Consider the following 23,413-nt stretch of genomic DNA (forward strand, 5'->3'; position numbering starts at 1 on the left):
TTAGTTGATTAAAAGTTTAGATTACATCCAATTGTAAAAGTTCTTGGTACGGGATAGGCTGTATTGTCTACACCCAATCCATTCCAATTCAGACCGGAACTAACTTCAGGATTTCCTCCCGTGTACTTTGTAATAATGGCAAGCTGCTGTCCACTCAAGTAAAACCGAGCTCGTTTAATGTATTTCTTAGGAGAAAGAGTATATCCCAAAGTCACGTTTTTAATGGCCAAATGTGTTCCGTCAGACACCCATCGTGTATTGTTAAAACGGAACAATTCGGTTGTTCCTGCCTTAGTGCGGGGAACAATTCCATCACCAGGATTTTCCAACGACCTCCAGCGATCGGCAACGTTAGTCTCAACATTAAAAACACCATCCAGGTTATTCGTATTCTCATACGAACGAGCAATAATATCTCCACCGACAACACCGCTCATTACAATGCTCAAATCAAAATTACGGTAAGAAAATTCATTCATGATACCAAAGACTAAATCCGGATTGGGATCACCGATGATTGTGCGGTCTTTCTCATCAATTATTCCATCTCTGCTGATATCTTTCATTCTAACAGTACCAACCTCAGATGAAGCATGTTTAGGCTGTGTATTAAATTCTTCCTCGGTCATGTATATGCCATCATAAACATATCCCATAAATACACCGACAGGTTCTCCAACAGCCAAACGGTTGATATCTCCTGCATTGTCGTAACCACCAATCGGAACATCTTCTGTTCCCAATTGCTTCACTTCATTTTCGTTGAAAGCGAGGTTAATGTTCGTACTCCATTTAAAATCATTAACCATGTTCTTCGTCTCAAGCGAGATTTCATGTCCCCAGAAATCGATTTGTCCTACGTTGTATTGAACATTTGAGAATCCTGAAGCCATTGGAATATCTAACTGGTAAAGTAAATTGTCAGTCGATTTTCTATAGTAGTCGTATTTTAGAAAAAGTCGATCTTTGAAAAAGCCCAAATCAAGACCAACATCAAACTGAGTTGTTTCCTCCCAGGTTAATTCAGAATTGCCTAATCCGGTCAACGCTTTGCCTGCTTGCAGCGTTCCTCCGAATACATAATTAGCAGCAGCAACCCCGGCAATGTGTGAATAATTTCCAATATTATTATTTCCGGTAATTCCGTAGCTTGCTCTTAATTTCATATAGTTTATCTTAGAACTAATATTCTGAAAAAAATCTTCTTCTGAAAGAATCCAGCCAGCAGAGAATGAGGGAAAAGTAGCCCATTTATTATTGGCTCCAAATCTGGAAGAACCGTCCCGGCGAAAAGTTGCTTGAAAATAGTACTTATTCGCGTAGTTATAATTCAATCTACTGATATAAGAAAGCATGGTCCAAGCACTTGTTCTGCTACCGCCAGTTGTTGTTGCGGCAGCATCTAACCACGAAATTTCGTCATCCGGATAATCTGTACCCGAAAGATCACTACCTTCCCATAGGTATTTCTGGGATGTATAACCAGCCAAAAGTTCGACATTGTGTTTATCAAAACTCTTTGAATAGGTTAAAATGTTTTCAATTAACCACGAATAATAATAACCAGTATTGTATTCGCCTTCAGCAGGCTGAGGAGGCGCTTGTCCTAATCTACCTCCAACTGTAGATGGGGAAAATGATTTCAAATGTTCACTCTCCAGTTCAACTCCTGCCTGAAACTTATACTTCAGTCCGTCAATGATATCAAGCTCTAGAAATGAATTGGTTAGCAAATGGAGTTTAGTCCGCTTATTTTCCTGCTCCGTCAAAACACGATACCAGTTTGGCTGTGCAAACATGTTCGGAGCACTCAATTCCAATCTTAGGTCGCCATTTTCATCCCATGGACTTAAAATTGGAGAAACGGTAACTGCTGTTCCAATAATCTCGCGAAACCCATCTGTATTCTGGTTCTCCGAGATTTGCAGTGAAGGAGCTATATTAAAACCAATTTTAATATGGTCGTTCACCGAATATTCGCTATTTCCTCTTAATGAGAAGCGTTCAAAACTCGTATTCAGCATAACTCCGTCCTGTTTAAAATAAGAACCGACAACAGCTGAAACAAACTTGTCTTTCCGACTCGTCGCACTTAAACTATAGCTTTGAATTGGAGCAGTCTGCAACATCACATCGTACCAATCAGTCCCGTCTCCATACTGTGAAGGATTTTGATATGGCACAGGGACAACAGCCTCTCCATCAGCATTCTTCCATCCTTCGTAACGGATTTTATCTTCGAAGAATTCTTTTTGATATTGTGCAAATTGTCGCGCATTCATCAAATCCGGACGACCTCTCTCTGGAGTGCTCTGAACGCCATAATAAGCATTGAAATTGAAATCTGTTCTCCCTTTTTTTGCCCGTTTAGTTGTAATCAGAATAACTCCGTTCCCTGCTCTAGATCCATATAATGAAGTCGCAGAAGCATCCTTCAACACCGTATAAGATTGAATTTCATCGGGGTTAATATTATTAATACCCCCTACAATGGGGAAGCCATCCACTACAAATAAGGGCTGATTGTCAGCATTTATTGAAGTTGCTCCCCGAATACGAAAGAGCATTCCTTCTCCAGGCTGACCTGTTGTTTGGTTAATTTGAACACCTGCTACCTGACCTTGAAGTTTTTGAGCAAACTGACCAACAGGAATACTTTGTAGTTCTTCTGCATTTACATTTTGTACAGAACCTGTTATATCCCTTTTCTTCTGGGTACCATAAGCAATGGCAACCACTTCTTCAATCCCGATGGCATCTTCCGCCATCACCACATTGATTGTACTTTTCCCTGAAACGGATATCTCCTGGCTCCTCATCCCCACAAACGAAAACACCAAAGTGCCGGTAACGGGAACATTTGAAATCGAATAATTTCCATCAAGGTCGGTAATGGTGCCTTGGGTAGTTCCTTTAATGATCACCGCTACACCTGGAAGCGGTTCCCCTGAGGAGTCGGTGACTTTACCCGTCATCGTTACATTTTGCTGTTGTGCATTCAAGCGGTCCGTCTTGCCATAAAGCATGACTAACCGGTCGGATACCTCATAAGTAATTCCTGAACCTTCAAACAAAGCCTTCAGCGTTTGGTCAATACTTTGATCTTTCAACGAAAGATCCACTTTTCGCTCCAAATCAATAATTTCAGAGCTATAGGCGAATCGAAATTTGCTTTGGGTTTCGATGGCCTGCATCACTTCCCGGACCGCTACATTTTGCAACTCGAAACTGAGCTTCGTGTTTTGACCAAATGAACTTGCAGTTACCTGCAGGAGCCCGGCCAGAAGAAAGAGAAACGTTAACCGCATAATTCTTCCCGTTTGAGATTTAACAAATGGAGACAAGAATCCCCAGATTCCTAATTTTTTTTTCATAATTTTAAACTGAATTAAAAGGTTTATAAAATTGTCATCTACCAATGACAGAGTTAACCACAGGAAAGTGTTCCCGCACTTTCCTGTTTTTTTTGAATAGTTTAGTGCTTCATATACTTGAATTTGATAACATTTCCTTCTTGCTGTGCCTTGACTGGTGAAATCCGCTCAATTAGATGAATCACTTCAGCAAGCGACTCACCTTCAATGCTAAATGTATAGGGAAGATCCTTCACCAAAGGATCAACTTCAAATTTCTGGTTATACCTCCGCTCAAGCTTAACAACCAGTTGATCGAGTGGCAACTCGAAGATATTTAATATTCCATCCTTCCATGAAGTATAATGCGCTGATTTTACTTTCATCGTATGGATGGTGTTTGTCTTTTTATTGAAAACCGCCAGCTCTTCCGGTTTTAGTTTGACTATCAATTCATCTGAAGCCGATTGGATTTCCACACTCCCTTCCTCCAGCACCACGTTCATCTCATTCAGATCGTCGTAATTGGAAATGCCAAACTGGGTGCCAGTCACCTTCACTTGAATGGCCCCCAAATCGACAATAAACGGATCCTTCAGATTTCTGGCCACCTCAAAATAAGCTTCGCCTTGAACCTGGATCGCCCGATTTTGAATCCCGTACTGGTTATTGTAAGTTAATTTGGTGTCGGCGTTCACCCAAATTTTGCTTCCATCTGGTAGAATCACCGTTGACATTTGTCCCAGTTCCGTATGAATTTGGGTGAGTTGAAGTTCGGTATTGAAATAGTTATTGTACACGAATGCAGCCCCGGATAAGCCCATCACCAACAAGGCAATAGCCGCATACCGGTACCAGTTCAGCAACCGCGCCGACCGCTTCAGTTGTTGCTTTTCCTTTAATCGCTCACGAAGGCGAACTTGCCCCAAGTCGGCTATTCGTCCTTCGCGGCTCAATTTCCGTTCTTTCCACCAACGGGCTTTCTCCGAATCAAAAGTCTGCTTGTGCTCTTCTTCCCGAAGCCACTCGAGCAAGGCTGCCTGTTCGTTTTCCGGAAGTTTTCCTTCTAAATAGGATTGTATTTTCTTCTCCATAAATGAATACCCTTTCATCATCAATACACCGGGCATCAAGAATCCCTACCCCCTTAGGGCGAATATTTTCACCCAGCTTACCGGAGGATCATCAGAATGAGTAAGGACAGTTCGGGGAAACGGGCCAGTAAATCCTGCCGCAGATGAGTCCTGGCCTTAGCCAGGTTTTTCTCGACGGCTTTTAGTGAGATCCCCAATTCGTCGGCCACTTCCTGCTGCCTGCGTCCTTCCAGCTTACATTTGACCAGGATTTGGTTTTGACGTTCCGGGAGCCGGTCAATCGCGTTTTTCAGGGCTTCAAACAGTTGTTCCTCCAAGGTGCTATCTTCTTTTCCCGAAAAGTCAATTTGATACAAATGTTGCAATTCGCTCCACGAGTATTCATCGAGGGAGAAAGATTCCGCTACCAATTTTTGATCGCGAATATGATTTAAACATTGATTGCGGATGATGGTGAACAGCAGGCTTTCCACCGATCGATCCGGCTTGATGTGGAGTCGCTTTTCCCACAACCGCACGTAGGCATTTTGAACCAGGTCTTCAACGAGCACCTGATCTTTGATAAAAATCTTGCAGTAGTTCTTTAAACGAGCAGCCGTCAGTGAGTACAACACATCATAACTGGATGCATCTCCGTTTTTAAGGCCTGTATTTAAAGATAGATCAATCATGGTGTCGCAAACTGCCGTGCAATTTAGAAAAAAAAGGCACAAGTTTTCAATCGGAAGTCTGAGGACGATCGCGGCAATCAGACATCCCACCACAGCTTGCAGTCTTAGCAGTTTTTAGAAAAAGCTTGTTGATTTTGTTACGCGAACAACAGTTACCCACGTAACGGAAGTTTATGAAAACAACTCGTTAATGTCGTTCTGATTCATTTTTTTCAGAATGCTCTCATCGGTTTGGATGATGTCGCCGGCGATTTTTTTCTTTTTATTTTGAAGCGTCAGGATCTTTTCTTCCACCGTATTTGTGCAAATCATGCGATAGGCAAATACCTTCTTATCTTGTCCAATCCGGTGACAACGGTCAATGGCCTGGTTCTCCACCGCCGGGTTCCACCAAGGATCAACCAGGTACACATAATCGGCGGCAGTTAAATTCAGTCCCGTTCCACCCGCTTTCAAACTAATGAGGAACACCCGCAGATTTTCGTTTTCCTGAAAACGATTGACCGACTGCTCACGCTGCTTGCTGCTGCTTTGCCCGTCCAGGTATTCGTATTCAATGTTCAGCTTGGCCAGCTCGTCCTGGATCAATCCCAGCATTTTTACAAACTGCGAAAACACAAGGATTTTATGTTTCCCCGTTTTATTGGTAATGTGCCGTACAAGCTCCTTAATTTTTACCGACTGGCTTTCAGTCACTTCATCCGAATTAAGAAGTACCGGGGAATCACAAATCTGGCGCAAGCGGGTCAGCGCTTCCAGCACCATCATTTTCGATTTCTCTATTCCATCTTCTTCAATTTTACTGAGCAAGCGGTTGCGGTATTCGTTGCGGTAGGCATCATATACACGGCGCTGTCCCGTTTCCATTTCGCAATAAAGGATGTTTTCCGTTTTATCGGGAAGCTCCGATGCGACGTTTTCTTTGGCACGACGCAGAATAAAGGGATTGATGATCTTGTTCAGTTCGCCAGCCATCGCCTCATTCCCATCTTTATCGATGGGTGTTGAATAGTGCTCTTTGAATTTTTGAACACTGCCCAGAAAACCACGATTGACAAAATTCATTTGTGCGAATAAATCGAAGGTGCTGTTTTCGATCGGCGTTCCCGTAAGCGCGATCTTGTTTTGGGCATTGATCAGGCAAGCCGCTTTGTAGCGATGTGATGCCGGATTTTTTATGGCTTGCGATTCGTCAAGCACCGCGTAATTAAACCGGAACTGACTCAAGATTTGAATGTCGCGTACCAGAATTCCGTAGGTGGTAAAAACCAGGTCGTAGTTTGTAAAATCTTCGGTATTTTTTGTGCGGTCAGCTCCATAGTAATAGAGCGCTTTTAATTTGGGAGCGAATTTCTTCAACTCGTTTTCCCAATTAAATAGCAAGGTGGTTGGCACCACAACCAGGTTGACACCCCTGTTCTTATTTGATTGGTGTTGCAAAAATGCCAACATCTGCAAGGTTTTTCCCAAGCCCATGTCGTCAGCCAAGATGCCTCCCCACTGCACCTCATCCAGAAAATTGAGCCAATTCAGCCCTTCTTTTTGATAGTGCCGCAAACTAGCTTTTATCTGTTTGGGAACCATGGTTTCGTTTATATTATTGAAGTTTTTTAAGCGCTGCCGCTTTTCTGCTATTTCCTGTAAAACGCCGGGGTCGTCAAGCTTGTCAAACAGTTCGTCAATCACCGAAAACCGCAGTTTGGAAATCTCCAGCTTGTCTTTTCTGATTTCTCCATGCCTGAAATATTTTTCGAGTTTATGAAACCATTCCGAGGGCAAAACACCCGCCGAGCCATCTTTTAACTGGATGTAACGTTGTTTGTTTAGTACCGCTTTCTTAATGTCGTTCAGAGAAACGCGGTTATCACCAAAACTGACGGACAGATCCACTTCAAACCAGTCTTGCCCCGAGCTTACCGACGTGGTGATTTTACCTTTGTATGGCGAATACCGGAAGTTCTTCAGTTCTTTCAAGCCAAACACTTCCACGTTAAGCGTCTGCAATTGATCGAAAAACCGGTAAAACCACATATCTTTAGTGAAGTCGCTGTAATGCAGGTAAAACAGCTTCCTGCTTTTCTGGCTTTCAAAATCGGGGTGCAATTCAGCAAGCAAATCCAAAAAATCATTTTCAAGTTCGAAGTTTCGGCGGTATTCGGTAATGACATCGCCATTTTTTACGAGCCTGTTGCCGATGGTATTCAAGCTTGCCGAAACATCGTTATCATACTCAACGCGGGGTGTAAAAACCACATAGTCATTTTGTTCCGAAAGAAACAACTGCTTCTTATGAAAATCCAGCTCAATGGTTTCGCTTTTAAACGTTCCCTGTTTATACCTTATTTCAAAATTTTCGGAGATAGGCGCTACAACATTGTTGTAAAATTCGTCTTTGTGTGTGGCAACCATTTTAACTTTATCGGGAAAACCACCGATTATCTGCGCCGCCTTTTCGCTTTTTATCAAATGGTAGGTATTGCCATTTACATATAAATAATGGTCTGCTGGTTCCGACTTCAGCGATTTTCTATCTAACAGCTCCTCACCAACTTTCAGCTTCAGTTTCAGACTTAAAAACTCCTTGTCTTTTGACACTTCAAAAACCACGTCGAAAGGCTCGGGTGAAAGTGTAATGTCAACCAAATCCTTTTTTCTGATTTGATGGGCATTTTCTACCAGTCCATACACAAACTTTTCGTTTTGCAAACGACCGAAAGCCTTTTTCATCCGGTTGAAATCATGGTCTTCATGCTCGTCCATTTCATCAATCAATTGCAGAAGTTTTGCTGCATTTTCGCTTTTATTGATGATAAATTGATAATCCATGGCTCCATCGTATTCTTTGATGTGCGTGGCCAGCGCAGATGGATCGTTCTTCCGTGTTTTGCCCACAATCGGAACGATTTCGTACGGTTCATTTTGTTCATCATGAAAATCATCGTAGTAATTCGGATAGCCTCCGATAAATCGTGTGCCCTTGATTAACACGAAGCCCAACTCCCGTTGTTCTTTTTTGTCCGGAAGTTCATCCAAAAACGATTCATCGTTATTCAGTATTCCAAGTAAACCCGAAATATACGTGTTGGTGTTTTCGGTTACCGGAACCAATCCATCTCCCTTTCTCGACGGGTAATACACCAAGCCCCGTTCTTCACTGAAGGCGTAAGAGAAATACTCTTTGAAATCGGCAGTTTCTCTCAGTCCATAGTTTTTCATCCATTCCTTTTGTTTTTCCGGGATTCTGCCACTAAACACTTCATCCAACAATTGGGGCAGCGGCGAATTGGCAATCATTCTCAGGCAGTGCGCTTCGCTAGCTGATAATTTCGACGATTTCGTTGCCTGGGGCGACGACACATAAACTTTTCCATCTTCCTTAAAAAACCTCACGCTGGCATCAGCATTGGAGGCAATGAAAGTCACGGATTCTGCTGTAATCTCAACGGAATTGTAAAAAATATAATTGACCTGATACATCAGCTGCGACAAAACGATTGCAGAAGTATTTTTCTTTACAAAGTCGAAATCAATGTGCTGATAATCCGGAATTTCATATCCTAAATTTTTGGGATTTCTTTTGCTGACGGGCAAGGTAATTGTCGATTGATTTTGGGTTCGCAACATTGATTGATCAGCAAGATTGGCTGACACGAAAAGCAAGGCTGCCACCGAATGTTTGCACATGCTTCCCCAGTCAAAAGGACAGGTGCAACTGGTTTGTATATTTTTGCTCTTCACTCCTCTTACCGAAACCTGGTATTTTTGAGAACCTTGAACTGTAAGCTTCCAACTATCTGTTTTTTCGATGTAATCATCGAAAAACACTTTGTCGTTTTTATACAATTGCCGACCACGGTTCGCTACCGCGCTGGACGTGTGAAAATTAATGTGTCTTTTTATATATTCTTCGGTAAATCGATCGGTAGCCATAAAATAAGTATTAAGCAATAATTGTTGTCGTATTTCTGTCTTCTAATAAACTATGAGAGAAGTGATAACAAAAATAATAGATAGGTCCGTGACCTTAACTGTTTAATAATCGGAAAAAACTAAATTACAAACAGCCAATATTAAAGCTTTCCCATTTCCAAACCAAAAAAATGATTCTTGTTTTATCCGATTTTTGTTATCCGCTTTTTTAGTTCGGATTATTGCTTTCTTTATCAACGCCCACTCGATGTTTGATGATTGGTATTCTTTTGACTTTTAAGAGTCCCAGTAATCGTCGTAGGCTTCATACAGAAAATAGAGGCGGTTCGTCCCTTTCAGCCAGCCAATTTTCACGCTCGCCTCCAGGTTTTCGGGATTAGCTGCGTCATGTTTGCGACTGTCATCCCAAAGCTGATCCATTCCCACGGTATAGTCATCGGGTACCAAAGCCCAATCGTCCGCATTTCCATCGATACCCGGAATCAGGTCAGCCGGAAACTGAAAGACTTTATAGCCCCGATTTTCCTGCGCCTGAATCACCAGCGTCAACAACAGACCGAACGTCAGAAGGCAAATAGTTCTCATACTCATACGATTTGGTTGAAGTACATGAGTGCATAAGTTCCATCGAAGCGATGCAGCCACTCGATGCCAACTTATGTACTTTTGAAGTTTTTGCTCCTGCACTTCCCGCTTATTCCACACCAAAAATCGGCTGATCGGTTTCTATTTCTTCGGGATAAAACATCACGGCACTGTCGTTCATTTTGGGAAATGAGTTTTTCAGTAAGCTGATGACTTCGGCACCGGCCAGTAGTACCGGTCCGTAACCATGGGTAGCATACGGATTAACCGGTCGAAAATAATAGAAAGCCGGATCGAAGGCCATGCCCGAGTAGGCTTGTTTGTCGATGTAGCCCCGGTTGATGGCTCGGGCAATGGAGTAAGCATAGATGGCCGTAGCCGACGTTTCGAGGTAGGTATCGTTCCGGTCGATCAGCTGGTGCCAAAAGCCAGTTCCATGCTGATAGGAAGCCAACCCTGCGATGTGAGCTTGCAGTTGGGCAAGCACATCGGCATAGCCGGGATGGGATTCGGGGAGCACTTCCAATAATTCGACCAAGGTCATCACCGCCCAGCCATTTGCCCGGGCCCAGTGAAACTGAGGATGAACATCCATGCCCTGCACCCAGCCAAGCATGTACAGTCCTTTTTCAGCGTTAAACATGCGTTGTGAAAATTGGAGTACCTGCTTCACGGCATCGTCATAATATTTCACATCGCCGGTCAGTTTTCCCATCTGAGCCAGTGCCGGAACGCTCATAAACAGGTCGTCGAGCCACAAAGTATTCAGGTGCGGGCGGTTTCGGGCCAGCGTTCCATCTTCCAGTCGAAATTCTTTGGTATGAATGTAATCGATAAAGTTTTCAATCATCGGCCGCAGACTGCCATCTTGTTTGGCACGTTCAGCCTTGATCATGGCAGCACACATGGCGCGGGCATCATCCAGGGCATGCGGGCAATACCGAATGAACCGGTGAACGGCGATCAACATCCAAATCCGGATTTTCTCGATAAAAGGCGGTGAGGTCCGCCAGCAACTTCAGGCGCGTTTCGGTGTAGTCAGTGTAACGTTTATCGCCGGGAATCTCGCCAACCAAGGTCATGCCGGCATAGGTTACCCCCCACTCGTAGCTGGTCAGACGAAAGTCTCCCTGCTGCAACATGGCATCACGGGTGATCTTGTCGAAGTTCTGAACTTCCTGACCAGTATTGCGGTCAATCACCTTTGCCGGTGTCACTTCATTCAGGTAATTGAAAACACGGTCAAGCACGACCTTCACCTCGGCTTGCTCAGGAATTCCATAAGGAATCGGATAGTCGGGTTTCATCAAGTGCAAGGGCGTTGTCACATCAGTTTCCGGTTTTTCCTGAGCTTGAGTACCCAAGCAGTGAAGACCCAAAATGGCCAATGCAAGCTTTTTCAACCAATTCTTAAACGGGATAAGTCTCATACTCATTTTTATTTGTGAAGGTTAATATTCAAAATTCCCACCGAAGGTATCGAAAAAGAAAAGAGGCATCCTAAAAGGCAGGAACATTGATTTTACAAAATCAAACTGTTCCTGCCTTTTTGAAAACCTCTCTCAGCCAACCGGAATATTAATAACCCGGGTTTTGCAATTCCTTTTCCTTTAACGCTCACTACCACAGCATTTAACCGCAGCAGCTCAAAGGTGGTTTGGAACCAGCGCCTGCACGCCGGTTCCGGGAGGCCTGCTCCCATCGCTTACACAGCTCCAACTTGCATTGTTCGCGACACTCAATAGCCTGGATTCTGATAATAACTACCTCCATCTTCGAGCGTTGCGGAATAAGTCGTTGGAATTGGTCTTAACGCGTATTCGGGTTTGAAGAATTGAGCCAAATCAGGGTGTGTTTCTTCCAGATAAGTTTTATCATCAAACATACCTGTTCGTTTTAAATCGTAAAAACGACAATATTCACCACACAGCTCACGACCTCTCTCATCTAAAACATCTTGCAAGTTCGGAGTTCCACTTAACAAGTCGGCACCTGCTCTTTCTCTCGTTTTATTAATATAAGCTAAGGCTCCCGAACCGCCATTAACATAAATATCAGCTTCTGCAGCAATCAAGTAAACTTCGGCCATTCGCATCATAAATGTCGCATTCAGGTTCCCATTGCGTTTTTTTGATTCGTTAGCTACATAATAGTTACTGCTATTATGCTTGGTTAACGAAGGATAGAAATAGTTGAACAGGTTCTCTGAAGCACCATCTGCAGTATACCCTTCTGACGGATTGGAGTAAGCATAGGTCATGTTGATGTTGTTGTTTTCATCATGATACACATCCTTATAATCGACAACCAGATATGGTTTTGATAATTTTGAAGCAGCTTCATCCTCATAATTATCGTCCTGAGGCATGATGAACTTGATAGCCTTATCTCCCACTTCAAGTGTTTGTCCCAACACGGAGCTTTCTCGGTCATATTTATTTACAGCGGCTTCATCCCAAGTATATTCGCTATTGGCATCCCATTCTGTTTGAAATGACTTATGGAACCGGGGGTCTAATGAACCGTCCCTTTGCACATATAGGTTTAACAGGTGCTGAGAAGGCATAAATATGCCTGAAGGATATCCTCCCCAAGCCAAACGCGCTTCCTGATTATCAACACGAGCCCCAAAATTGGTTACTTTACAATAGAAATACTCATTATTACGATTCAATTTGTAATTACCATTACTTGAACCATGTCCGTCTTCACCAGAGTACCATCGGTGTTTCCAAAGAGCTTCTTTATTGGCCCAGTTGTTTTCTTCGGCAAAAACTTCGTCGTAAGTTGGGTACATGTAAGCATTGTACTGCGTGCCTCCAGCCTCCGAGTCCTCAATCAACATTTTAGCATATTCCAGTGCTTTCGCTGCATATTCTTTTGACTCATCATACTCGACAGTTTGCAAGCATACTTTAGCCAGAAATCCCAATGCCGCTTTTTGTGTTGGGCGAGTAGTTGTACTATAATCACCCACTGGCAGCCATTGAAAGGCAAATTCTAAATCAGGAATGATTACCTCTTTATAAACAGTTAATGGATCAGTACGTTCTGGATGAAAATCAATATCAGATACAGGCTCCGTTATTAGCGTAACTTCACCAAACTGCTCAACGGCATTGAAATAGTAAATTGCCCGCAAAAAGTGAGCCTCTGCAACCACTTTATTTCGATCATCTTCCGAACGAAAAGGAGCTAAGTCGGCTAAAGCAATAGCATTGTTACAAGAGCCAATACCATCATAAGTCCCATTCCACCAGTTATTGGTATATGTTGTGTTTGGAGCGGCACCAGCATAAAACCAAAACCATTGTGTCCATGAGGTCGATTTATTGGCCTGATAAGTCCAAAGGTCAGTATTCCCTTCCGTTAAAGTCATCCAGTTATCTGTCCCATAGAAGTAGCGTTCCATAGCAAAATAACATTGATTAATCAGGGTTTGGTATCCATCCAGCGTTGAAGCTGTTATTTCCATTGTAAATCCGCCTGGATTCTCTTCTTCAAGTGAGCATGATGAGAAAAACATGCTTAGAATTACAATTGTTGCGATTCCTTTATATAGTATATCTTTCATTGTATATTTCTTATTCAGTTTCTATTAAAATGTAATGTTTACACCAAATACATATTGTTTGTATAACGGGAACGAATCAGCCCCACCAGTCTCCGGATCCGTTCCTTTTAGCTGGTCATCCTTCACATAAAGGAATGGATTATATGCTGTTACATAAAATCGACATTTATCCAAATAAGGAATTCGAACAGCTCTTTGGGGCAAGGTGTAACCAAGCGTGATATTTTTAATTTTGATGAATGAACCATCTCTGTAACGCAAAGCGCTCATCACACTTTGTTCATCACCACTGCCTGGCACCGGGTAATAAGCGTTCTGATTATCCTCGGTCCAGTAGTCAGCACCTGCAATTTGGTTGCTCAATTTAGCAGTATACCATCCTAGCAGGTCACTTTCAATCGTTTGCCCATAACGAGCCATCGCAAATACAGTCAGGTCAAAGTCTTTATAGGCAAACGAGTTATTAAGGCCCACAATGTAGTCCGGATTCGTATGTCCCAAGATTTGCTTATCGCCTTCGCTGTACTTATGAATGCCATCATCACTTATTCCTTCTTCATCTACCTGAGGTACTGTTTCAACCATAATCCAACCTGGTTTAACCCCATAAGCATCCGATGTTTCCTTTGATGTTGATGAGCTCCAGATACCTTCATACTTATAATCGTACAGAGAGTGAATAGGACTTCCTTCAAACAAATTTTCTGAAATTAAATCACCACTGGGAAGTGATTCAATTTTTTCTTTACTCCAAGTAAAAGAGAGTGTGCTATTCCACGAAAAATCTTTGGTTTCAACATTTCTGGAACTTAAAGATAGTTCGATTCCTTTGTTGCTGGTTTCGGCAATATTCTGCCAGCTAATAAGTGGTGATCCCCATCCAGTAACACCACTAGTGATAGGCATTTTCCGTTTAAACAATAATCCATCGGTATTTGTATTGAACCAATCTATACTTCCACTGACCCGACTATTATTAAATGAAAAATCCAATCCGAAGTTAAAGTTGTATGATTTTTCCCAACCTAGCCCAGGATTTCCATAAGTACCTGTATATTGCGTAAAAGGTGCGATTTGGCCGTCTGCTGATACTCCCCAAGAAGAGTAGGCATAAGGTGTTGTTGTTGTACCATAAGCCCCTACTCCACCAGAGTTACCAGTAACACCATAACCAACCCTCAACTTCAGATTATCTAGCCAATTCTTATACCTCAACATGAAAGTCTCTTCTGACATACGCCACCCAAAAGCACCTGCCGGAAAGTTATCCCATTTATGTCCGGCAGATAACCAGGAAACACCATCATAGCGATTAGAGAATGTAATCAGATATTTCCCTTTAAATGAATAGTTCACACGTGCGGCATACGATTTTTTCTGCGTTTGAGTATAACCTGATTCAACATTGGGTGCGGCAGCAGACATCAAACGATAAAAGCTCCAGGAGTCAAGATTCTGACCACTGCCACCAGCCGTGTTAAACTCACTCTGACTTTTATTCCACGAAGAAACTAAAGTCGCAGATAGGGTATGATTTTGACCAATTGATGTTTTGTAATTCAGAATATTTTCCCACGTATAGCCATAACCATAGTTGTTATCAATTTCAGCGTGAGGAGACCCCGCATATGAAGGTCTGTTAGCATTACACTGGGCTCCCCAATATTGTCCTTGCCTAAAATTTGAAAGAGTCGTACTTACGACAGATCGGAAACTTAGTCCTTCGATTGGACTGATTTCAATAAAGGCATTGGTGGTGAAATAAGTGCTACGCGTATTATTGACAAATTGGTCGGGAATGAAGTCACCAAGTGGTGTATATTCATTGGTGGCATATTCGTAATTAATGTTTCCATTTGCATCATAAGCATCTCCCAGCGGAAATGAACTTAAAGCCTTTGTAAAGGTATTATTCACACCATTATTACGAATCGTATAAGTCAGATTAGACGTTAACCCAACTGTTGCAAAAGGCAGAATCTCTTTGTCAATATTTAACCGAATAGCGTATTTATTTAAATTTTCATTGCTTAACAATCCTTCTTGTTTATTGTATGAAAATGACGTAAAGACTTTTGTCTTTTCGGTTCCCCCTTTGATTGACAAACTGTATTTCTCATCGGTTGCCACATTTCCGGCCACTTCATCCACCCAGTCAATCCATTTCCCCTGATTATAAGCTTGTAATTTATCGGCGTCTGTCAATATTGCTGACATATCAGCCGGATACTGACCATTCAAATATCTATAAGCTTCTCTTTGATAGCCAGTCCATTCATCACCAATCATTCCGTGAAAATATTCGGGCTCACCACTAAAACCATAATAAGCATCGAAATTCACAACAGTTTTTCCTTCGCTTCCACGTTTAGTTGTAATCATAACCACACCATTTGAGCCCGCTGAACCATAAATCGCTGTTGAAGAAGCATCTTTTAAAACATCGACACTCTCAATATCCGAAGGATTCAACTCGCTATAGCTTCCTGGAATTCCATCAATAATAAAGAGCGGTGAATTATCTCCATAAATGGAACGACTACCTCTTAAAAGAATATCAACATCACCTCCAACTCTGCCACTGGTTTTGACAATATCCATACCTGCAATTTTTCCTTGCAGGGCCTCCATTACGTTACTTGTTGGAGCAATGGTAATTTCTTCACTCTTCATTGACACAACCGATCCGGTTAAGTCTTTCTTTTTCATTGTCCCATAACCAATAGCCACGACTTCTTCAATCCCGATGGCATCTTCTTCCATTATAATATTGAGTGTCGTTTCATTATTAACAGGCACTTCCTGCATCTTCATTCCTACAAAAGAAAATTGAAGAACAGCATCGTTAGGAACATCCTTCAACACAAAATATCCATCGATATCGGTTATTGTTCCAATGGTGGTACCTTTAATAACTACAGCAACCCCGGGAAGTGACTCTCCATCACTATTTCTGACTGATCCACTTACGTCGATTTGCTGCGATGACAGCTTATTTTCATCAATATTGGACAGGATAATCTGTCTGTCCTGGATCGCATATTTGACACTGGTATGCACAAACAGCTGATCGAGAATAGTCCCAACCTCCTGGTTATCTACACTCAAACTAACTTTTCGGTTGACATTGATCAAATCCTGATTATAGAGAAAATAGAAATTAGTTTGATTCTCAATTTCATTCAGTACTTCTGAAATACGTGTGTCGGAGAAGTCCATGGAGATCCGGGTTTGTTGCGAATAGCTATTGATCGCTGAAACCTGAAAAACTCCAACTAGCAGAAGGGTTAGTGTTACTCTCATAAACAATAACGTTTTTTTTAGCACAGACCAATTCCTGGCCTTTGCCTTCTTAGTTTTTTTCATAAATTTACATTTGTAGGGTTAATAAATTAATTTAGTGTGACTCTACGTTTTATAAGGGAAGTGCTGGTACCACTTCCCTTATCTAATTAGCTTCTATTATTACTTTTTTCTTTTCATAGACTCCGTTTTCATTTGTTTTACGTTCTACAATTCGATATTTCATTGGCGTTGTAAGCGAAATCATGCGTAAAATCTCATCCAGTTCTTCATCTTTAAAAGTAGCTTTGAAATTATACTCACGTAGTTGTTTGTCCCTAATTTCAAAATCGACATTGTACCATCGGGCAAGTTCTTTCACGACATCAGACAAAGGCTCACCTCTAAACTTAAGCAACCCTTTTGTCCAAGATGTTTGGTCGGCTGCATCAACAGAACGAATTGCAGCTTTCTTTTTTTGAATATCATAACTAAACATTTCATCGGGCTTCATGGTGTACAGGTTCTTTTCATTAGCATTCAACACCTTAACAACACCTCTTTCTAATATGACATTTACCTGAGGATCATCTTCATAAGCAGAAACATCGAAAGAGGTGCCCCATACCTGAACAGTAATTTCTGCGGTTTTTACACGAAACCGCGCCCCTTGCTGGTGAACAACATCGAAATAGGCTTCACCATTTAGCTTTACCTCCCTATTCTTTGAAAAATCGACACAGTACGATAGATCAGAACCGCTATTTAGCCAGCCGGAAGTTCCGTCAGGCAAAACAAATTCCGTCCTCGCTCCCATCGGCGAATGGATCGTTGCCATTGCCTGTGACTGCATTACAGGTGTTTGCAATAACCAATAACCAAATCCAAGCAGAAGCGGAATCAACAATACTGCCGCAACCTTCTGATAGTAGTTTATAAATGAACGTCTTTTTATCAATTGAGTCGATATCAGTGTCTGCATCTTCAAAAGACGAAGTATTCGGGACATACGATCATCCAGAGCTTGATCAGCAGGAATTCGTTCCCAATGATGCTGCATCTGATCTTTCAAAGTATCATCCGGATGAGAAAACATTTGGGATACTCGACGATAATCGCTCCGGCTATAATCTCCGTTTGCAAAATTATCCAGTGGTTTCTTATTCGTTTTTTTATTCTCCATGCAGCACTTAAATAATTCCTCTGTTTATACCTGTTTGCTTGTTTTATCCCAAATTCTCAAAAACCCCTATTCCTAAACTGATCTTTTTTCGAAAAAAATCTGAGATGGGTTCAAAAGAATCGTAGAATAACGAACTAAAACGGGGGAAATCAACCAATAAAAAGATGAGAATGAATTTAATTTTCAAGGAATAATGAAAAAAAGAGTAATCCGCCAGGGAGCTCCTCTTCAAACCGTTTCTTTAGGTAGTTCATAGCTTCGGTAATCTGGTTTTCGACAGTTTTGGCAGAAACACCCAATTCTTCAGCAATTTGTTTTACAGGTATTCCATGTTGTTTACGTTTAATAAATACCTCTTTTCTTCTTTCGGGCATCTCGTTAATAAAACCATCCAACTTTGCTACGACCAACTGAAAATTATTTTCATATTCAACACAATCCCTTCCATCATCTAACTGATCTACCAACTCCAATCTGAATTGATTCTCCTTTGCTTTTCGATTGAATGATTTTTTGATCGAATTAAAAGCAATCGTAAATAAATAAGATTGAAACGATGTTCCTGTTTTTAACGAAAAGCGATTGGTCCAAACCTTCAAAAAAACTTCCTGCACGATTTCTTCAGCCTGATCGGCATCTTTCAGGTACGACAAAGAAAATATAAAAAGCTTTTGACCATAACGTTTGAAAAGCTTTTCAAATGCATCATGGTCACTCTTTCGGAGCGACCGCACCAGATTCAAATCACTATGAGGAATGTACGAATTCAAGAGTTACATTTATTTTTCTGACAATAAAGGAATAAAAAAAACCTTAGATCACAACGAATAAGATGTTAGCTCTCCGAGATACTGTGCTTTCCTGATACCCCACTGTCAGAAAATCACTGAAATATTAAGTTAGAGTTTTCCTGTATCAGAAATCAGCACATAGCCAAATGAAACAAACGTGGCATGAAGAACATTAGTTCTCCAACAGAAATGTGGTTATCCATTAGCTGGTATTAATCCGTTGGCTCAATAGCTAATGGATATCTACTGCTATAACTACTCAATTTGAACAAAAAAAGCAGGGTATCAAATAACTCTGACCAGGCAATAAATAACGGGTATCTCTTGAATTGATAACATCCCATTTTGACCTGCATGAATAGGTGTCTGCCAGTGCTGTTTCGTGAAATCACACACTCTTTTTTGCACGAACTTCCCTTCAAATTCATTATATTTGAGCGTACTAAACGCTGACTTATGCTTAAGTTTTTTGCCAAAGCAACACTCTTTTTTTGCTTCTTATTTCTGGCTCAATTTTCGGTTACTGCAGATGAAAAATATTCGGTTGGTTTTTCGCAATGTACGACATCTGATTATTGGCGACAAAGTATGCAACGAGTCATGGAAATTGAGTTGGCTTTCTATCCTGACTTACAGTTAAAAATTACAGATGCTCATGACGACACCGAATTACAAATTCAACAAATAGATGAATTGATTAAAGGTGGAATTGATTTATTAATTGTTTCACCCAATGAATCGGCTCCAATCACCCCAATTGTAGAAAAAGTTTACAACTCTGGCATTCCGGTTATTGTAATCGATCGAAAAGTAAACACCAGTAAATATTCAGCATACGTTGGCGGAAATAATTAAAAAATTGGACTGGAAGCTGGTAAATATGCAGCCAAATTACTAAATGGGAAAGGGAAAATTGTAGAAATCAGGGGGCTTGATGGCTCCTCTCCGTCTGTTGAACGACAAAAGGGATTTAATGAAATCTTGTCTAAATACCCGGAAATGGAAGTTGTATTTTCCAAATCGGGAGGATGGAACTGGGATGAAGCGAGAGTCGTAATGAAGCAGGTGATGGAACAAGGGATTGATTTTGATCTCGTGTTTGGGTATAATGATGTGATGGCTCGCGAAGCACAAAAGGTCAAAGATAGTTACCATACAGGAGAAAAAGCCTATTTCCTTGGCGTTGATGGGCTTTCAGGAAACCAGGGAGGATTGCAGGCTGTTATTGATGGTCAACTCGATGCCACCTTCTACTACCCTACGGGCGGAGCAAATGCCATCCAGATAGCCCACCAAATACTCAACAAGCTCCCCTTCCAACGAGAGAACATTCTGGAAACCATTGTTATTGACTCTACAAACGCTGAAGTGTTGAAAGTACAGACCGATCAGGTAGAATTGCTTCAGCAAAAAATTGAAGCTCAGGTGTCAATTCTCGATGTGCAGGTTTCAAAGTATCAAACGCAACGATTGATTTTAATTTTCACCATCGCTTTGCTTCTATTGATTGTCGTTTTAGTATTCCTGATCTTGAATGCCTTTCAGAATAAAAAAGAAGCCAACAAACAATTGGAGGCAAAAAATACTGAAATTGAAAAGCAAAACCTCGCCATAAAAAAGCAGCGTGATCAACTGGTTGAAGTGACCCAAAAGTTGGAAGAAGCTACACAGACCAAACTCAGATTTTTCACCAATATTTCACACGAATTTCGTACACCTTTGACCTTAATCACCGGACCACTGGAAAACCTGATGCAGTCAAAAAGTTTTACCCCAGAACAACAACGTCAATTTGAGTTAATGCACCGAAATTCACTTCGATTACTTCGGTTGGTTAGCCAATTGATGGATTTCCGAAAACTGGAAAATAAGCAAATGAAGCTAATTACTTCGGAACAAGACTTGATCGCCTTTTTGAAAGAAAAAATTGATTCGTTTAGAAACCTGGCCGAAAAGAAAAACATCGATTTTCAATTAATCACAGAAACTCAACACCAACCAATATGGATAGATCAGGATAAATTAGACAAAGTATTTTTTAACCTGTTGTCCAACGCTTTTAAATTCACACCAAATGAAGGTCGAATTCTGATTGTTGTCAGTCAGCCCAAACCGACTATAAACCAGCTTTATTTAAACGAGATTGATATTGAAATCAGGGATTCGGGAGAAGGCATTGATGAAAAACATGTCAATCGTATTTTCGATCGATTTTTCCAAGCTGAGAAATCACACAACTTTAAAGGCACCGGACTGGGACTCAGCCTATCTAAAGAATTCATTGAACTTCATCGCGGAAAAATCAGAGTTGAAAGTCAAGTTGGTAAAGGAACAACATTTACGATTACCTTACCACTGGGCAATGCACACTTGCTGCCTGAGCAAATAACAGATGTTCAAGCTTCTCCGACCCCCATTGAAGAGGAAGCAGCATCGCCCGACCATAACTGGGAAACAGCCGTAAAAAGCGAACCTGCATCAAAAGAAAACCGCCCTGTGATTTTGATTGTTGAAGACGTTGCTGATGTTAGGGAATATGTGCGAAGTTGCTTGGGAGATGCTTACCAAATAATTGAAGCCGCAGATGGTATGCAAGGGTTGAAAGTGGCTACTGAAGAAGAACCAGATCTGATTATCAGCGATATAATGATGCCAAAAATGAATGGTTTGGAAATGACCAAACAAATCAAAACTGACCTAAAAACGTGCCACATTCCCATTATTTTGCTTACTGCAAAAACATCGATGGAACAAAAGCTAGAGGGGCTAGAGGAAGGAGCCGACTCCTACATCACAAAGCCATTTAACCGTCAGCATTTGGTTATTCGCGTGCGAAAATTGTTGGAGCATCGCCATAAAATCAGAGAGCACTATAAAGACAATCTGGATTTTAAAGCAGATGACGAACAGCTAAACCGGCTTGATAAAAAATTTCTGAACAAGTTGATTGCCCTCGTTGAAGACAACAAAAAGAACGAAGATCTTTCCGTAGAAAAATTGAGTGAACAACTAGGTATATCGCGAGTTCACTTGTATCGAAAGATCAAAAAACTGACAGATATGTCGGTTAGTGAATTCGTTGTTTCCATTAAGTTAAAACATTCGCTTGAATTGCTGCGAAATAGTGGACTGTCTATTTCAGAAATCGCCTATGAAGTTGGTTTTTCAAGTCCCTCCTATTTTACCAAATGTTTTAAAAATCAATTTAACCGGTCACCATCAGCATACCGGAAAAAGGCATAAAAATAGAGGAAAAGCGCTATGCTATTTCCCCTATTTAAATTCTGGCAATTCAATCAGTTTACATTTTACCAAATACGATTCAGTTCCACTAGCTTTCCATTTAAAATATCAACCTCTCCGTGATTGGAGTAGAGTTGGAGCTTGTTCATATTGCTGGTCGGGAAATAGATTTCAGTCATCACCATATTTCCGTCATCCACAAACAATTCAACACTGGAAACATCAATATAAACATGCATTTTAAGCTTTTTATTGGCAGAATATGGAGCTATCGAGATTCCTGCAAAGTCTTCAGCAAAATCACTTTTACCGGCGTTCGTCCGATCAATGAATAATTGCTTATCAGAAACAGAATAGCCTATTTTAATATCTTCCCCCTCTTCATTCATTAATATAATTCCAAATTCATCGGTTTCGTCAAACTGAAAATCAATCATCAACTCACTTGTAGACAGATTGACACCTGCAACATCAATCGGCTGAATTCCTGATATACTTTGCGATTCAATATTTTTTTCTGCATTTGGAGTTCGGAGTAATTCGAGCTCTTCCACGGGCTCCGAATGTAAGTTAAACACTCCCTGATCCTCAACTAAGGACAATTTTCGGGGGATGGTCATCGCACTGCGCCATTTTTCAGTCGGCACTACTTGGGCGTAATTCCAGTTACTCATCCATCCCAAAAAAATACGTCTGCCATCTTCTTTCGGAATGTCTGACCAGGTAACACCCGCATAATTATCCCGTCCGTAATCAACCCATCGAGTCTCCTTGGTATCCGCCTGAAAGATGTGTCCATCAAAATCACCCGTAAAGTACTGGTTCGCCGATCCTCCATTGGGACCACCCGGATTGATGTTCAACAGCAAAACCCATTTGGTCTGCTCCGTTGCATCAACTTGCAGGGGAAACAAATCGGGACACTCCCAGACACCGCCATGCGAACCGGCATCGTGGCCAAACTCACTTTCAAACTGCCATTCTTTCAACGTTTCAGAGGAGTAAATATGTATCCGGTCTTGCACTGAAAGCACCATGATCCACTTTTGGGTTTCCTCATGCCAGATCACGTTGGGGTCGCGAAAATCAGCAACTCCCGGATTGCCAAGTACCGGGTTGCCTTCATATTTGATCCAGTTTCTACCTTTGTCCAAGCTATAAGCAATACCTTGTGTTTCATCTTCCAGTCCTCCAGCTTTCTCTATTTCCATATCATGAATGGTGTAAATGGCTATTATTGGAGGATTTTCGTCGGTTCCAAAACCACTGGTATTATTCCAATCAACCACTGCACTTCCTGAAAAAATATAACCTAAACTATCCGGAAATATTGCAATTGGCAAATGTTCCCAATGAACCAGGTCCGCGCTAACGGCGTGTCCCCAGTGCATCGGTCCCCAAACTGTGCTGTCTGGATAATACTGGTAAAACATATGATATTCACCTTCGTAATAAACCATTCCATTCGGATCATTCATCCATCCAAATTCCGGAGAAAAATGATATTGAGGTCGATGCGATTCGGTATAATAAGAGGAATTGACTCCATCATTCGCGTTCGTCTTTTTTTCAGACTGGGGATCGCAACCAAAACTAAAAATGATTGCTGCCAAAAACATCATGTAAATTAAGATTTTCATATTCTTTGTTGATTTAGATTTAATTAAATTGAAAAATGATAAGTATGAATCAATACGGATAACAATA

13 protein-coding genes and 1 pseudogene are annotated in these 23,413 nt (G+C 41.3%); 2 read left to right on the forward strand and 12 right to left on the reverse strand.

Annotation, left to right across the window (positions count from 1 at the left end):
• Window positions 1-8 precede the first annotated feature (8 nt).
• The 11 genes from ACTB00_RS11440 to ACTB00_RS11490 form a co-directional block, all read right to left on the reverse strand.
• Window positions 9-3,374: a TonB-dependent receptor gene (locus ACTB00_RS11440; protein ID WP_463300053.1), complete on the reverse strand. Its 3,366-nt coding sequence runs from the start codon at window positions 3,372-3,374 to the stop codon at window positions 9-11.
• A gap of 101 nt (window positions 3,375-3,475) precedes the next feature.
• The gene (locus tag ACTB00_RS11445) at window positions 3,476-4,447 is read right to left on the reverse strand and encodes a FecR family protein (RefSeq protein ID WP_463300054.1); all 972 of its coding nucleotides are present in this window, start codon (window positions 4,445-4,447) and stop codon (window positions 3,476-3,478) included.
• A 77-nt stretch (window positions 4,448-4,524) separates the two neighbouring features.
• Entirely contained in the window at window positions 4,525-5,118 is a 594-nt protein-coding gene (locus ACTB00_RS11450; RefSeq protein WP_463300055.1) for an RNA polymerase sigma factor, read from the reverse strand.
• Window positions 5,119-5,289: 171 nt separating this feature from the next.
• Window positions 5,290-9,048, reverse strand: a complete 3,759-nt coding sequence (locus tag ACTB00_RS11455; RefSeq protein ID WP_463300056.1) for an SNF2-related protein — start codon at window positions 9,046-9,048, stop codon at window positions 5,290-5,292.
• 276 nt (window positions 9,049-9,324) lie between these two features.
• On the reverse strand, window positions 9,325-9,633 hold the full coding sequence (locus ACTB00_RS11460) for a hypothetical protein (RefSeq protein WP_463300057.1): 309 nt from the start codon (window positions 9,631-9,633) through the stop codon (window positions 9,325-9,327).
• 109 nt (window positions 9,634-9,742) lie between these two features.
• Window positions 9,743-10,603, reverse strand: coding sequence for a glycoside hydrolase family 88/105 protein (locus ACTB00_RS11465; protein WP_463300058.1), 861 nt, complete (start codon window positions 10,601-10,603; stop codon window positions 9,743-9,745).
• A complete protein-coding gene (locus ACTB00_RS11470) occupies window positions 10,551-11,069 on the reverse strand; it encodes a hypothetical protein (RefSeq protein WP_463300059.1) in 519 nt (172 codons plus the stop codon). Before ACTB00_RS11470 ends, ACTB00_RS11465 begins: the two co-directional genes overlap by 53 nt.
• Window positions 11,070-11,371: 302 nt before the next feature.
• On the reverse strand, window positions 11,372-13,207 hold the full coding sequence (locus ACTB00_RS11475) for a RagB/SusD family nutrient uptake outer membrane protein (RefSeq protein WP_463300060.1): 1,836 nt from the start codon (window positions 13,205-13,207) through the stop codon (window positions 11,372-11,374).
• Window positions 13,208-13,231: 24 nt separating this feature from the next.
• Window positions 13,232-16,510 (reverse strand): TonB-dependent receptor, encoded by a 3,279-nt coding sequence (locus tag ACTB00_RS11480; RefSeq protein ID WP_463300061.1) that lies wholly within the window; start codon window positions 16,508-16,510, stop codon window positions 13,232-13,234.
• Window positions 16,511-16,655: 145 nt separating this feature from the next.
• Window positions 16,656-17,672, reverse strand: coding sequence for a FecR family protein (locus ACTB00_RS11485; protein WP_463300062.1), 1,017 nt, complete (start codon window positions 17,670-17,672; stop codon window positions 16,656-16,658).
• A 176-nt stretch (window positions 17,673-17,848) separates the two neighbouring features.
• On the reverse strand, window positions 17,849-18,442 hold the full coding sequence (locus ACTB00_RS11490) for an RNA polymerase sigma factor (protein WP_463300063.1): 594 nt from the start codon (window positions 18,440-18,442) through the stop codon (window positions 17,849-17,851).
• Window positions 18,443-18,919: 477 nt separating this feature from the next.
• On the opposite strand from ACTB00_RS11490, the pseudogene ACTB00_RS11495 reads away from it, so the two are divergent.
• Both ACTB00_RS11495 and ACTB00_RS11500 read left to right on the forward strand, forming a co-directional pair.
• Window positions 18,920-20,320, forward strand: a pseudogene (locus tag ACTB00_RS11495) (substrate-binding domain-containing protein); the annotation flags it as partial.
• Window positions 20,321-20,338: 18 nt separating this feature from the next.
• Window positions 20,339-21,706 carry a hybrid sensor histidine kinase/response regulator transcription factor gene (locus ACTB00_RS11500; RefSeq protein ID WP_463300075.1) on the forward strand — a complete coding sequence of 456 codons (1,368 nt, stop codon included), beginning with the start codon at window positions 20,339-20,341 and terminating at the stop codon, window positions 21,704-21,706.
• Window positions 21,707-21,771: 65 nt separating this feature from the next.
• Here the strand turns inward: ACTB00_RS11500 and ACTB00_RS11505 are convergent, their stop codons facing one another.
• A complete protein-coding gene (locus ACTB00_RS11505) occupies window positions 21,772-23,346 on the reverse strand; it encodes a glycoside hydrolase family 32 protein (protein ID WP_463300064.1) in 1,575 nt (524 codons plus the stop codon).
• Window positions 23,347-23,413: the final 67 nt, after the last annotated feature.

Source organism: Sunxiuqinia sp., from assembly GCF_055140945.1.

Excerpts from the sequence above, each read along its gene's own strand:
- ACTB00_RS11440 (WP_463300053.1), bottom strand. The coding sequence starts at position 3,374 with ATGAAAAAAAAATTAGGAATCTGGGGATTCTTGTCTCCATTTGTTAAA.
- ACTB00_RS11445 (WP_463300054.1), bottom strand. The coding sequence starts at position 4,447 with ATGGAGAAGAAAATACAATCCTATTTAGAAGGAAAACTTCCGGAAAAC.
- ACTB00_RS11450 (WP_463300055.1), bottom strand. The coding sequence starts at position 5,118 with ATGATTGATCTATCTTTAAATACAGGCCTTAAAAACGGAGATGCATCC.
- ACTB00_RS11455 (WP_463300056.1), bottom strand. The coding sequence starts at position 9,048 with ATGGCTACCGATCGATTTACCGAAGAATATATAAAAAGACACATTAAT.
- ACTB00_RS11460 (WP_463300057.1), bottom strand. The coding sequence starts at position 9,633 with ATGAGAACTATTTGCCTTCTGACGTTCGGTCTGTTGTTGACGCTGGTG.
- ACTB00_RS11465 (WP_463300058.1), bottom strand. The coding sequence starts at position 10,603 with ATGTTGATCGCCGTTCACCGGTTCATTCGGTATTGCCCGCATGCCCTG.
- ACTB00_RS11470 (WP_463300059.1), bottom strand. The coding sequence starts at position 11,069 with ATGAGTATGAGACTTATCCCGTTTAAGAATTGGTTGAAAAAGCTTGCA.
- ACTB00_RS11475 (WP_463300060.1), bottom strand. The coding sequence starts at position 13,207 with ATGAAAGATATACTATATAAAGGAATCGCAACAATTGTAATTCTAAGC.
- ACTB00_RS11480 (WP_463300061.1), bottom strand. The coding sequence starts at position 16,510 with ATGAGAGTAACACTAACCCTTCTGCTAGTTGGAGTTTTTCAGGTTTCA.
- ACTB00_RS11485 (WP_463300062.1), bottom strand. The coding sequence starts at position 17,672 with ATGGAGAATAAAAAAACGAATAAGAAACCACTGGATAATTTTGCAAAC.
- ACTB00_RS11500 (WP_463300075.1), top strand. The coding sequence starts at position 20,339 with ATGAAGCTAATTACTTCGGAACAAGACTTGATCGCCTTTTTGAAAGAA.
- ACTB00_RS11505 (WP_463300064.1), bottom strand. The coding sequence starts at position 23,346 with ATGAAAATCTTAATTTACATGATGTTTTTGGCAGCAATCATTTTTAGT.